This is a genomic window from Pseudomonas sp. TH15 (assembly GCF_016651105.1).
Lineage (GTDB): Bacteria > Pseudomonadota > Gammaproteobacteria > Pseudomonadales > Pseudomonadaceae > Aquipseudomonas.
On the sequence record NZ_JAEKEL010000001.1, the window covers coordinates 1,707,695 to 1,719,706 of the forward strand.

Genomic DNA, 12,012 nt, shown 5'->3' on the forward strand with positions numbered 1-12,012 from the left:
AGGCCCTAGGAACGGAACAGACGGCTGTACTGGCGCTCATGGGCCATGCACGCCAGGGACAGGCCGAAAGCGGCGCTGCCATAGTGTTCGGGATTGATTCGGGTAGCGTGTAGCTGCGCCTCTTGTAGCAACGGCAGCAATTGACTGGTCAGGCGTTGCGCGGCCTGCTGGCCCATGGGCAGGGTTTTCATCAACACCGCCAATTGGTTTTCCAGCCAGCTCCAGAGCCAGGCGGCCAAGGCATCCTGCGGCGTGATCCCCCAAGCGCGGGCGGCCAATGCCCAGCCGAGAGCCAAGTGCGGCTCGGGACGTTGCTCGAGAAAAGCCCGGGCTGGCGCATCGAGTTCTGGTAAACCGTTGAGCAGTTGCTGCAACGAATAGCCCATCTGCCGACTTTCCTGATGCAGTTCGCGGGTTTCCCGGCTGGCGCGATGTTCTTCGCAGCGTTGCAACAGTTCGGCCCAGTTTTCGTCGGCGGCGGCCACGCAATGGGCGAGCAACAACGGCGCTTCGAAACGCGCGAGGTTCAGCAGCAACTGATCACTGATCCAGCGTCGCGCGCTATCAGCATCATTCACCCGGCCGTTATCCACCGCCATTTCCAGGCCTTGGGAATAGCTGTAGCCGCCAATCGGCAACTGCGGACTGGCCAGGCGCAGCAGCGCCCAGGCTGGGTTCATAAACGCACGCCGAACTGGTGCAGTTTCGGTGGGTAGTTGAAATCTTCGTCGCCGTGCCGCGAGTGGTGATGGCCGCCACCGTAAGCGCCGTGTTCCGGCTGGAATGGGGCTTCGATGTTTTCGACCTTGGCATCCAGCTGTTCGAGCATGGCCTTGAGTACGTAATCGTCGAGCAAACGCAGCCAGCCATCGCCGACTTGCAGGGCAACGTGGCGGTTGCCCAAGTGATAGGCCGCGCGGGTCAGTTCGAAGGCATTGGCGCAGGTGACGTGCAGCAATTGTTCGGGACGAGCGCAGACGCGCACGATTCGCCCGTCTTCAGCCTGTAGGCATTCGCCGTCATACAGCGGCGGCTGGCCGCGCTCTAAAAACAACCCGACATCTTCCTGCTCGGCACTGAAACAGCGCAAACGGCTTTTGCTCCGGGCTTCGAAGGTCAGGTGCAACTCGGCGGCCCAGACGGGTTGAGGGTCGATTCTGCGATGAATCACCAGCATCGGAAAGCTTCCAGCAGAGGACAATACTCAGGCTAGAGCAAGGGGCTTGCCAATCGGACAAGACGTAGGAAAACCCTGTCGGAGCTTAGTGGTTGTTGCAAGATGTTGCAGGAATATGGAAGGTTTTGGTGCGTGAAGATTTTTACACGCACCTTTTTGTGGCGCACAAAAAGATCGCAGCCGTCGGCAACGCCTACATCAATCCCTGTAGGAGCCACCGAAGGCTGCGATCTTTGGGTCTTTACTCAGTGCTACCGAGCCCCTGCCAATGCTTGAGGCCAATAAAGATAAAGCGCAGTTGCTGGGTGATCTTCGCCTGAGGCGTCAGGTGCTCCGGCAATGCGTCAACGGGCGGATCGATAATGTCCGGCAGGGTGGCAAACACGCTTTTAACGATCAGGTCAGCCATGACGCTCAGCCCGGCAATGTCCAAATGTTGCAGCTTCGGCATCAGCGACAGGTCGGACGCCAGGTCGGAGCTGATGTCTTCGCGCAATCGGCCAATGGCCTGACGCACCGGCAGCGAACCGCCGTATTGCTCACGGGCAAGAAACAGGAATTGCGAGCGATTGGCGCTGACCACGTCGAGGAAGATCCGCACCGACGCATCAATGATGCCGCCCATGACGAATTCGTTGTGGCGTACCAGGCGGATGGTTTCGCGGAAGGTCTGGCCGACTTCGCTGACCAGCACCAGGCCAAGTTCGTCCATATCGGAAAAATGCCGGTAGAAACCGGTGGGCACGATCCCGGCGGTTTTCGCCACTTCGCGCAGGCTCAGGCTGCCGAATCCTCGGCCGCATTCCATCAAATGGCGGGCGGCGTCCATCAGGGCGTTGCGGGTCTGTTGTTTCTGTTCGGCGCGGGGCAGCATCGCAAGGGTGTTTTCTGGACAGGACAGCGGCGCACTCTAGCAAATCGGCTTTGCCGGCGTCGAACGGGGATCGGGGTTCATGCGAAGAACAAGCGTGCTTCTATAAAAGTCAAAAGCCCAATCCGGGGATTGGGCTTTTTTTCAGGGCCGCCATGGGCTTAGCTCACAGCGCTGTTGCGTTCGATTACACGGTCACCACCACCTTCAGCAAGGGTTTGGCCTTGTGGGGTGCGATCAGAACCATCAGCAGCAAGGGTCTGGCCTTGTGGAGTGCGATCGGAACCGTCAGCAGCAAGGGTCTGGCCTTGTGGAGTGCGGTCGGAGCCGTCAGCAGCAAGGGTCTGGCCTTGTGGGGTGCGGTCGGAGCCGTCAGCAGCAAGGGTCTGGCCTTGTGGAGTGCGGTCGGAACCGTCAGCGGCAAGGGTCTGGCCTTGTGGTGTTTTGTCGTAGCCATCTTGGGTGATCAAGCCTTTCTCTTTCAGGCGATCATTACCACCTTCGGCAAGGGTCTGGCCTTGTGGAGTGCGATCCGAGCCATCAGCAGCGACGGTTTGGCTGAATACCGAGTGATTGGTTTTGACTTGCGGTGTGGCCTGATCAGCGGCTGGCAGAGCAAATGCGGTGCTGGCTAGCATCGAGAGGGTCAGGCTAAGCAGTAATTGGCGTTTCATGATGGGTTGCTCCTTGGGAGGGCGATAAAGTGGGTACGAGGTCAATGCTACTCTCGATAAGTCGATATAAAAGTTCATAAACGCAATGGTAATAATCAACAGAATTGATTGTTCCGTGCAGGCGCTCTAGAACGGGCGTTTCCGGCGGGCCGTTTTGCACTGAGGTGGGTATTTTCGACTCACTCGTGCCGCACAAAAGTGCGGGGTCGGTAACGCCAGAAGCGGGCGCAGTGTGTGGGCGATGGATTATTTGAGGGTTAAGCGGTAATCGGGTTAAACCTGCGGGCCGTTTTCCAGTCGTAGATTCCATGGCAGGCCGGTTCTGGCCTAACGTTTCACCCGTGCGTCGCAGTCAGGGCGCTCAGTCGTATTCAGGAGCCCCGTGCAATGACGCGCACTTCAAAAATAATTACCTGGACCTTCGCCAGCCTGGTTGTGCTGCTGGCAGTACTGGTTCTGATCATCGTGTTCTTTGATTGGAACCGGATCAAACCCCCACTCAATGCCAAAGTCTCCGAAGAGCTGCACCGTCCGTTCGCCATTAATGGCAACCTGGCGGTGGTGTGGCGGCGCGAACTCGATGAAGGCGGCTGGCGGGCCTGGGTGCCGTGGCCGCATGTGGTGGCCGAGGACTTGAGCCTGGGTAACCCGGACTGGTCGAAGCAGCCGCAAATGGTCACCCTCAAGCGTGTCGAGTTGCGCATCTCGCCGCTGGCCTTGTTGGCGCAACGGGTGGTGATCCCGCGCATTGACCTGACCGAACCGAATGCCGGCCTCCAGCGCCTGGCCGACGGTCGCGCCAACTGGACCTTCAAGTTCGATCCCAAGGACCCGAATGCTGAACCGTCAAAGTGGGTGGTGGACATCGGCGCCATCGGATTCGACAAGGGTCACGTCACCCTCGACGACCAGAGCCTGAAAACCCAGCTCGACGTGCTGATCGACCCGTTGGGCAAACCGATTCCGTTCAGCGATATCGTCGGCGACAAAGCCGCAAAAACCGCGTTCGATAAGGGCGGCGCACCCCAGGACTACGCCTTCGCCATCAAGGTGAAAGGCCAATACCACCAGCAGAAGCTCGCCGGTGAAGGCAAGATCGGCGGCCTGCTGGCCTTGCAGGACGCGGCCAAGCCGTTTCCGCTCCAGGCCCAGGTCAAGATCGCCGACACCAGCGTCGATCTGGCGGGCACGCTGACAGACCCGCTGAACCTCGGTGCCTTGGATTTGCGCTTGAAGCTGGCCGGCACCAGCCTGGCCAACCTTTACCCGTTGACCGGCGTGACCCTGCCGGCCTCGCCGCCCTACGCCACTGACGGTCACTTGACCGCCAAGCTGCATGACGCGGCCGGCGCGCAGTTCCGCTATGAAGGCTTCAACGGCAAGATCGGCGACAGCGACATTCATGGCGACCTGGCGTACGTCGCCAGTCAGCCCCGGCCCAAACTCAGCGGCGCGCTGGTCTCCAACCAATTGCTGTTTGCCGACCTGGCGCCGTTGATCGGCGCCGATTCCAACGCCAAGCAGAAGGCTCGTGGCGGCGAAAGCAAGCAGCCGACGGACAAGGTCTTGCCGGTCGAAGAGTTCAAGACCGAGCGCTGGCGCGATATGGACGCCGACGTCGAATTCACCGGCAAACGCATCGTCCACAGCGAAAAACTGCCGTTCACCGACCTTTATACCCACCTGAAACTCAATGATGGCGAACTCAGCCTGGAGCCGCTGCGTTTCGGCGTAGCCGGCGGCAAGCTGGATGCGCAGATTCGTCTCAATGGCCGCAGTGAGCCGCTGGAAGGTCAGGCAAAACTCACCGCTCGTGGTTTCAAACTCAAGCAGCTGTTCCCGACCTTTGAACCGATGAAAACCAGTTTCGGCGAGTTGAATGGTGACGCTGATATCGCCGGCCGTGGCAACTCGGTGGCCAAGTTGATGGGCAGCGCCAACGGCAAGCTGAAAATGCTGATCAACGACGGCGCCATCAGCCGCGAGTTGATGGAGCTGGCGGGACTTAACGTCGGCAACTACGTGGTCGGCAAAATCTTTGGCGACAAAGAAGTGAAGATCAACTGCGCGGCGGCCGATTTCGATATCAAGACCGGTTTGGCGACCACGCAGTTGTTTGTCTTCGATACCGAGAACGCGATCATCTACATCGATGGCACCGCGAACATGGCGACTGAGCAACTGGACTTGACCGTTACGCCGGAATCCAAGGGCTGGCGTTTGATTTCGTTGCGTTCGCCGTTGTACGTGCGGGGCAAGTTCATCAAGCCGGATGCGGGCGTGAAAGCGGTGCCGTTGTTGTTGCGTGGGGCCGGTATGGTGGCGTTGGGCGTGATCGCGGCGCCAGCGGCGGGGTTGTTGGCGCTGATCGCGCCGAGTGGTGGCGAGCCGAACCAGTGTGTGCCGTTGTTGGCGCAGATGAAGTCGGGCAAGGCGCCGGTGACCGTTAAACCAACCAAGTAATTTGTGGCGTCTTTGAAGACGCCATCGCGAGCAAGCTCGCTCCCACATGGGGCCTGTGAACGCAGATCCATTGTGGGAGCGAGCTTGCTCGCGATAGCGGTCTATCAGGCGCTACAGGTCTTTCAGAATGTCAGCCATATCATCCGCATGCTCTTCTTCCTGCGCCAAAATGTCTTCGAAGATGCGCCGGGTCGTCGGGTCTTTTTCGCCGATGTACTGAATGATCTCGCGGTAGCTGTCGATGGCGATCCGCTCGGCGACCAGGTCTTCGTAGACCATCTCCTTGAGGTTGTTGCCGGCCACGTACTGGGCGTGGGAGTTTTTCGACAGCAGGTCGGGGTTGAACTCCGGCTCACCGCCCAGTTGCACGATGCGCGCGGCCAGACGGTCGGCGTGTTCGGCTTCCTGGTTCGCGTGTTCGAGGAACTCGTCGGCGGCAAAATGGGCTTTCAGGCCGGTGGCCATGAAGTAGTGGCGCTTGTAACGCAACACGCAGACCAGTTCGGTGGCCAGCGATTCGTTGAGCAGGCGCAGCACTTCATTGATGTCGGCGCTGTAGCTTTCGGTCACGGCACCGTTCTCGACGTTCTTGCGGGCCCGCTCACGCAGGGTGGTTACATCAGACAAATGCATGTCGCTCATCTCAATCTCCTGGAAGCTAATCCGGTTGACGTCACGCCTCTGGGGACGTGATCGCTACCTAAGGTGTGAGTGATGAGCATTGCAAAAAGTTTTATCGGATCTGGAGGGGCGAAAAGATCGTCGAAGCAGGCTGATGGTTGTGCTGTCATGTTCAGCAGGGATGCTTGGCGGGGGTTTTGCAGGCCTTGCCTCTATTCACCGAACTTAAGGATGTCTGCTCATGTCGACGCGTTACCCCTTGGTGCTGGTCCCCGGAATGCTCGGATTTATCCGCTTGCTGCTGTACCCGTACTGGTACGGGATTATCTCGGCACTGCGCCGGGGTGGGGCGACCGTGGTGGCGGTGCAGGTGTCGCCGCTCAATTCCACGGAAGTGCGGGGCGAGCAGTTGTTGGCGCGAATCGATGAAATCCTGCGCGAGACCGGTGCCGAGAAGGTCAACCTGATCGGCCATAGCCAGGGTTCGCTAACGGCGCGTTATGCGGCCGCCAAACGCCCGGATCGGGTGGCTTCAGTCACCTCGGTGGCCGGGCCGAATCACGGGTCGGAGCTGGCGGACTACCTGCACAAGCATTACCCGGCAGACAGCGCGAAAGGGCGGTTGCTTGCGGTTTTGCTGCGGATAATCGGCGCCTTGATGAGCCTGCTGGAAACCGGTTATCGCGGGCCGAAACTGCCGGTGGATATTCACGCCTCCCATGAATCCCTGACCACTGACGGCGTGGCGCTGTTCAACCAGCGTTATCCACAGGGCTTGCCGCCAACCTGGGGCGGGCACGGGCCGGAAGAGGTTAACGGCGTGCGCTATTACTCCTGGTCCGGGACCTTGCAGCCGGGCAAGACGGATCGCGGCGGCAATCTGTTCGACGGGACCAACCGCAGTTGCCGGTTGTTTGCCACGACCTTCGTGCGCGAAGTCGGGCATTGCGACGGGATGGTCGGGCGTTACAGCTCGCATCTGGGGACGGTGATTGGTGACGAATATCCGATGGATCACTTCGACATCGTCAACCAGTCGCTGGGGCTGGTGGGGAAGGGCGCGGATCCGGTGCGGTTGTTTGTCGAGCATGCGGCGCGCCTCAAGGCTGCCGGCCTTTAACCTTCAGATCGAGTCATCGTTCATCGTTGGCAAGCCCACAGGTTTTGTGTTGAACACAGATTTTGCGAACAAGTGAATCCTGGTGGGTGGGCTTGCCAGCGACGAGGCCCGATCAGGCGATGCTTGGTCTGCGGCCCAACACCGTGGTCCAACGCTCCGAAAGAATCACCCCACCCAAGGTCAAAAAACCGCCAACCAGGTGATACATCGCCAACTGCTCATGCAGCACCACCGCCGCAATCAGCGCGGTAATCAACGGCAGCAGATTGAAAAACTGCGTGGTCCGGCTCGGGCCCAGGCGTACCACGGCTTGCATCCACGCCAGCGGCGCAATCATCGAAGCCAGCAGGCAGGCATACAGCACCAGCGGAATATTCTGCACGGTCAAACCGGTTTTCGGCGAAGCGGCATACAGCGGAAACAATACCACCACCGCCACCAACACCTGCAAATACAGCAACACCAGCGGTGGCAGGCGCAGCTGCCATTTTTTCAGCAGCGTGCTGTAGATCGCATAGGCCAGGGTCGCGATCAGCATCATCGCATCACCCAGATTCACCCCGTGCTCGAGCAATGCGCCGAGGCTGCCGGACGACACCACCACCAAAACACCCGCAAAGGAAAGCACTGCACCGGCCAGCGCGCCGGCGGTCAGGCGTTGGCCGAGGCTGACGATCGCCATCGCCAGGGACATCAACGGCATCAGCGACAGGATGATGCCCATGTTGGTGGCAGTGGTCAGGCTCGCGGCGAAGTACGCCAGGCTTTGATAGACCGCCATGCCGAGCACGCCGAGGACGAAAATCTTGCCCAGGTTCGGGCGGATCATTGGCCAGTGGGCAATCACCGGTTTAAGCATGAACGGCGTGAACAAAATCCCGGCGAGCAGCCAGCGGTAGAAACCGATCTCGGCGGGGAATATCGCGCCGGCCGACATTTTGGTGATCACGGTGTTGCCGGCCCAAATGAAAATGGCCAGCAGGGGAAACGCATATTGCATGAGAGAGAAACCAGAACGTTGATGAGGGGCAATTATCCGCTTGTCTGGATACAAGCCTATACTTCGATCCAGACAATCGGCCCTTGATGACGGACAGCATGAGCAGTAAACACATCGATCTGCTGGATTTCAGCGAACTGCCGGCCCCGGTGTACTTCCGATACGCCGACTTCGACACCCACGAATACGCTTCGGCCCACCGCCACCCGTGGGGCACGCTGGAGTATTCGGCCAACGGTGTGTTGCACATGGAAATCGGCAGCAGTCGCTTCATGTCGCCGCCACAGTACGCCGTTTGGGTACCGCCGCAGACCGAGCACAGCTTCTACAGCAACCAGCCGATCAACTACCGCGCGGTGTGCCTGGCACCGTCGCTGTGTCGGGATCTGCCGCAACAGGCCTGCACCCTGGCCATCAGCGACATCCTCAAAGCGATTCTCAAGGACTTCGCTGCCCGGGACGTGAAGATTCCCGAGCGGGAAACCGACGTGCGCCTGGCCCAGGTGTTGGTGGATCAGTTGCAACAAGCACCGGAGCATGCCTGTTATTTGCCCTACGCCAGCAGTCCTGGGCTACTCGGGATACTCGAAGCCTTGCAGGCCGAGCCTGGGGATAACCGGCCGTTGTCCGATTGGGCGACGCAGATACACGTCAGCGAACGGACCCTGGCCCGGCAGTTCGTTCGTGAGCTGGGCATGAGCTTCGGCGAATGGCGGCAACGCCTGCGGTTTCTGGCGGCGATCGAAGCGCTGGACAGTCAGCGCAGCATTCAGGACATCGCCTTCGACATGGGTTACAGCACCGGTTCGGCGTTTATCGCGATGTTTCAGCGTCAGGCCGGGTGCACGCCGGAGCAGTATCGACGCAGTCATCTTGAGGGCAGGTGAAGGTGTTACAGGCTTTGTCTACACTTCAGGGCGAGGCCGCATCCATCGGTGCGGTAACAAGGAGAAAACTCCATGAAGATGTTGCGTGTCCCTTTGTTGATGATCGGTTTGTTGCTCTGTTCCCAAGGCTTCGCCGCCACGGCCCAACAGAACAAAATGACCGCCTGCAATGCCGACCCTCAAGCGAAAAGCCTCAAGGGCGATGAGCGCAAAGCATTCATGAGCACATGCCTCAAAGCCACGCCGGCGGCCAATGACGCCAAAGTCCTGACCCCGCAGCAAGAGAAAATGAAAACCTGCAACGCCACCGCCGCCACCCAGGCGCTGAAGGGCGATGCGCGGAAAACCTTCATGAGTGATTGCCTGAAGAAAAAGTGATCATCTGAATCTGTGGCGGTTGGGCTGGCCTCTTCGCGGGCAAGCCCGCTCCCACAGGGATTTCGGCTGTTCCCTGAATTTGTGTTCAACGCTTAGCCTGTGGGAGCTGGCTTGCCAGCGATGAGGCCCGATGGGGCGAACCGCATATACCTAGTGCTGACCTCGGATCGCTGGCAGACTGCCCATCCTTTTACGCCGTTCGTTTTGAGGCTGTATGCCAACGTTTTCTCAACGTCACGTCTTGCTGTTAATCAGTTGGGTCATCATCTTCGGTGGTTTGCTACTGGTCATCCCTCTGCGCCTGTTGCCCAGCCTGTTGGCCGGGTTGCTGGTGTTCGAACTGGTCAACATGCTCACGCCGCAACTGCAGCGGCTGATCGAAGGTCGCCGCGCCCGTTGGCTGGCGGTGGCGCTGCTGGGCACTTTGGTGGTCAGCGTGCTGGCGCTGATCTTTGCTGGTGCTATCAGTTTTCTGCTGCATGAAGCGGAAAATCCCGGGGCTTCCCTCGACAAATTCATGCACGTGGTTGACCGCGCTCGCGGGCAATTGCCACCGTTCATCGATGTTTACCTGCCGGCCAGCGCGGCCGAGTTCCGCGTGGCGATCGGCGAATGGATGACCAAACACCTCAGCGATTTGCAATTAGTGGGCAAGGACGCGGCGCACATGTTTGTGACGCTGCTGATCGGCATGGTACTGGGGGCGATCATCGCCTTGCAGCGTGTGCCCGACGTGACTAAACGCCGGCCGCTGGCCGCCGCGCTGTTCGACCGTTTGCATCTGTTGGTGCAAGCCTTTCGCAACATCGTGTTCGCGCAAATCAAGATTTCCCTGCTCAACACCTTCTTCACCGCGATTTTCCTCGCGCTGGTCCTGCCGATGTTCGGGATCAAACTGCCGCTGACCAAAACCCTGATCGTGCTGACTTTCCTGCTCGGTTTGCTGCCGGTGATCGGTAATCTGATGTCCAACACGCTGATCACCATCGTCGGCTTGTCACTGTCGATCTGGGTCGCGGTGGCCGCGTTGGGTTATCTGATGTTTATCCACAAACTCGAGTACTTCCTCAACGCGCGCATTGTCGGCGGGCAGATCAGTGCCAAGTCGTGGGAGTTGCTGCTGGCGATGCTGGTGTTCGAAGCCGCGTTCGGCCTGCCGGGGGTGGTGGCGGGGCCGATTTATTACGCGTATTTGAAGAGTGAGTTGAAGCAGATCGGGATGGTTTGATTCGCTGTTGATCTATTGTGGCGAGGGGGCTTGCCCTCGTTGGGTTGCGAAGCAGCCCTCAATTCTCCAACACACCGCATGTGCCGGTTTTGCGGCTGCTGCGCACCCGAACGGGGGCAAGCCCCCTCACCACAAGGTGTCAGATCAGTCCATCGGGCCGTAACGCTTCATGGCTTCAATTGCCAAACCACTGCCGATGCTGCCAAAGATGTTCCCTTCCACATGCCGCGCGTTCGGCAGCATTGCCGAGATGCTGTTGCGCAGCGCCGGAATCCCGCTCGAACCGCCGGTGAAGAACACCGTATCAACCTGATCGACGCGCACGTTGGCATCGTTCAGCAATTGCGTGACGCTGTTGCGCACCCGCTCCAGCAGGTTGTCGATGGCCGACTCGAACAGCGCTCGGGTCAGTTCAACGCTCAGGCCTGGCTCGATGCGGTCCAGCGGCACGTGACGGCTGTCGGCGTGGGTCAGCTGGATCTTGGTTTCTTCCACTTCCATGGCCAGCCAGTGGCCGGCGCGCTGGTCGATCAGCTTGAACAGGCGATCAATGCCGCCGGTGTCTTCGATGTCGTAGCGCATGCTGCCCAGGGACAGGGTCGATTTCTGCGAGTAGACCGAGTTGATGGTGTGCCAGGTCGCCAGGTTCATGTGGTGGCTGGTGGGCATGTAGGCGCCGCTCTTCATCCGGCTGCCGTAGCCGAACAGCGGCATCAGGCCTTGCAGGCTCAGTTGCTTGTCGAAGTCGGTCCCGCCGATGTGCACGCCGCCGGTGGCGAGGATGTCATCGTGGCGATTGTCGTGGTCGCGACGCTCAGGCGACAGGCGCACCAGCGAGAAGTCGGAGGTACCACCGCCGATGTCGACAATCAGCACCAGTTCTTCTTTTTCGATGGTCGACTCGTAGTCGAACGCGGCCGCAATTGGCTCGTACTGGAACGACACGTCTTTAAAGCCAATAGCGCGAGCCACATCCACCAAGGTGTTTTCGGCTTCCTGGTCGGCCATTTCATCGTCGTCGACGAAAAACACCGGGCGGCCCAGCACCACTTCATCGAATTCCCGACCGGCGGCGGTTTCGGCGCGCTTCTTCAACTGGCCGATGAACAAGCCGAGCAGGTCCTTGAACGGCATCGCCGTGCCGAGGACGCTGGTGTCGTGCTTGATCAGCTTGGAACCCAACAGGCTTTTGAGCGAGCGCATCAGCCGGCCTTCGTAGCCTTCCAGGTACTCGTGCAGCGCCAGCCGGCCGTACACCGGGCGGCGTTCTTCGATGTTGAAGAAGACCACCGAGGGCAGGGTGATCTTGTCGTCCTCCAGCGCGATCAGCGTTTCCATGCCGGGGCGGAGCCAGCCGACGGTGGAGTTGGACGTGCCGAAGTCGATACCACAGGCACGGGCTGGGGATGCGTTTTTCATGTCTTTCAAGTTCCGGTTAAAAAACGGCCGCGCAGTGTATGCCAGTGCGGCGCAGAATCGAAGGCCGACTATCCGCTAAATCGCCACGAATAACGCCTTGATAAGCTGGCCGGATGCCCCAAACTTGTCTGCATCGACCCTGGCAGCCAATCGGCGGTCGCAAGAACCGACTAC

12 protein-coding genes are annotated in these 12,012 nt (G+C 59.6%); 5 read left to right on the forward strand and 7 right to left on the reverse strand.

The window, feature by feature from the left end; genetic code table 11:
- Nucleotides 1-5: 5 nt before the first annotated feature.
- From JFT87_RS07670 to JFT87_RS07685, 4 genes are all read right to left on the reverse strand, one after another.
- Entirely contained in the window at nt 6-680 is a 675-nt protein-coding gene (locus JFT87_RS07670; protein ID WP_201200181.1) for an urease accessory protein UreF, read from the reverse strand.
- Nucleotides 677-1,177: an urease accessory protein UreE gene (gene ureE / locus JFT87_RS07675; protein WP_054044075.1), complete on the reverse strand. Its 501-nt coding sequence runs from the start codon at nt 1,175-1,177 to the stop codon at nt 677-679. The genes JFT87_RS07670 and ureE overlap by 4 nt, the downstream gene beginning before the upstream one ends.
- Nucleotides 1,178-1,418: 241 nt before the next feature.
- Nucleotides 1,419-2,051, reverse strand: coding sequence for a TetR family transcriptional regulator (locus JFT87_RS07680; RefSeq protein WP_201200182.1), 633 nt, complete (start codon nt 2,049-2,051; stop codon nt 1,419-1,421).
- Between the two features lie 158 nt (nt 2,052-2,209).
- Nucleotides 2,210-2,722, reverse strand: a complete 513-nt coding sequence (locus JFT87_RS07685) for a hypothetical protein (RefSeq protein ID WP_201200183.1) — start codon at nt 2,720-2,722, stop codon at nt 2,210-2,212.
- 387 nt (nt 2,723-3,109) lie between these two features.
- Here JFT87_RS07685 and JFT87_RS07690 point away from each other — a divergent pair, with 387 nt between their 5' ends.
- On the forward strand, nt 3,110-5,185 hold the full coding sequence (locus JFT87_RS07690; RefSeq protein ID WP_201200184.1) for an AsmA family protein: 2,076 nt from the start codon (nt 3,110-3,112) through the stop codon (nt 5,183-5,185).
- Nucleotides 5,186-5,296: 111 nt separating this feature from the next.
- Here the strand turns inward: JFT87_RS07690 and JFT87_RS07695 are convergent, their stop codons facing one another.
- Nucleotides 5,297-5,827 carry a ferritin-like domain-containing protein gene (locus JFT87_RS07695; protein ID WP_201200185.1) on the reverse strand — a complete coding sequence of 177 codons (531 nt, stop codon included), beginning with the start codon at nt 5,825-5,827 and terminating at the stop codon, nt 5,297-5,299.
- Nucleotides 5,828-6,047: 220 nt separating this feature from the next.
- Here JFT87_RS07695 and JFT87_RS07700 point away from each other — a divergent pair, with 220 nt between their 5' ends.
- Entirely contained in the window at nt 6,048-6,926 is an 879-nt protein-coding gene (locus JFT87_RS07700) for an esterase/lipase family protein (RefSeq protein ID WP_201200186.1), read from the forward strand.
- A gap of 112 nt (nt 6,927-7,038) precedes the next feature.
- Here JFT87_RS07700 and JFT87_RS07705 read toward each other — a convergent pair whose 3' ends face one another.
- Nucleotides 7,039-7,926, reverse strand: coding sequence for a DMT family transporter (locus JFT87_RS07705; RefSeq protein ID WP_201200187.1), 888 nt, complete (start codon nt 7,924-7,926; stop codon nt 7,039-7,041).
- Between the two features lie 98 nt (nt 7,927-8,024).
- Between JFT87_RS07705 and JFT87_RS07710 the strand changes: the two genes are divergently transcribed.
- From JFT87_RS07710 to JFT87_RS07720, 3 genes are all read left to right on the forward strand, one after another.
- The gene (locus JFT87_RS07710; protein WP_201200188.1) at nt 8,025-8,813 is read left to right on the forward strand and encodes an AraC family transcriptional regulator; all 789 of its coding nucleotides are present in this window, start codon (nt 8,025-8,027) and stop codon (nt 8,811-8,813) included.
- Between the two features lie 72 nt (nt 8,814-8,885).
- Nucleotides 8,886-9,191, forward strand: a complete 306-nt coding sequence (locus JFT87_RS07715; protein WP_201200190.1) for a PsiF family protein — start codon at nt 8,886-8,888, stop codon at nt 9,189-9,191.
- 214 nt (nt 9,192-9,405) lie between these two features.
- Nucleotides 9,406-10,419, forward strand: coding sequence for an AI-2E family transporter (locus JFT87_RS07720; protein WP_201200192.1), 1,014 nt, complete (start codon nt 9,406-9,408; stop codon nt 10,417-10,419).
- 144 nt (nt 10,420-10,563) lie between these two features.
- On the opposite strand, the gene JFT87_RS07725 is transcribed toward JFT87_RS07720, so the two are convergent.
- Entirely contained in the window at nt 10,564-11,838 is a 1,275-nt protein-coding gene (locus tag JFT87_RS07725; RefSeq protein ID WP_201200194.1) for an Hsp70 family protein, read from the reverse strand.
- Between the last annotated feature and the right edge of the window lie 174 nt (nt 11,839-12,012).

Excerpts from the sequence above, each read along its gene's own strand:
- JFT87_RS07670 (WP_201200181.1), bottom strand. The coding sequence starts at position 680 with ATGAACCCAGCCTGGGCGCTGCTGCGCCTGGCCAGTCCGCAGTTGCCG.
- ureE (WP_054044075.1), bottom strand. The coding sequence starts at position 1,177 with ATGCTGGTGATTCATCGCAGAATCGACCCTCAACCCGTCTGGGCCGCC.
- JFT87_RS07680 (WP_201200182.1), bottom strand. The coding sequence starts at position 2,051 with ATGCTGCCCCGCGCCGAACAGAAACAACAGACCCGCAACGCCCTGATG.
- JFT87_RS07685 (WP_201200183.1), bottom strand. The coding sequence starts at position 2,722 with ATGAAACGCCAATTACTGCTTAGCCTGACCCTCTCGATGCTAGCCAGC.
- JFT87_RS07690 (WP_201200184.1), top strand. The coding sequence starts at position 3,110 with ATGACGCGCACTTCAAAAATAATTACCTGGACCTTCGCCAGCCTGGTT.
- JFT87_RS07695 (WP_201200185.1), bottom strand. The coding sequence starts at position 5,827 with ATGAGCGACATGCATTTGTCTGATGTAACCACCCTGCGTGAGCGGGCC.
- JFT87_RS07700 (WP_201200186.1), top strand. The coding sequence starts at position 6,048 with ATGTCGACGCGTTACCCCTTGGTGCTGGTCCCCGGAATGCTCGGATTT.
- JFT87_RS07705 (WP_201200187.1), bottom strand. The coding sequence starts at position 7,926 with ATGCAATATGCGTTTCCCCTGCTGGCCATTTTCATTTGGGCCGGCAAC.
- JFT87_RS07710 (WP_201200188.1), top strand. The coding sequence starts at position 8,025 with ATGAGCAGTAAACACATCGATCTGCTGGATTTCAGCGAACTGCCGGCC.
- JFT87_RS07715 (WP_201200190.1), top strand. The coding sequence starts at position 8,886 with ATGAAGATGTTGCGTGTCCCTTTGTTGATGATCGGTTTGTTGCTCTGT.
- JFT87_RS07720 (WP_201200192.1), top strand. The coding sequence starts at position 9,406 with ATGCCAACGTTTTCTCAACGTCACGTCTTGCTGTTAATCAGTTGGGTC.
- JFT87_RS07725 (WP_201200194.1), bottom strand. The coding sequence starts at position 11,838 with ATGAAAAACGCATCCCCAGCCCGTGCCTGTGGTATCGACTTCGGCACG.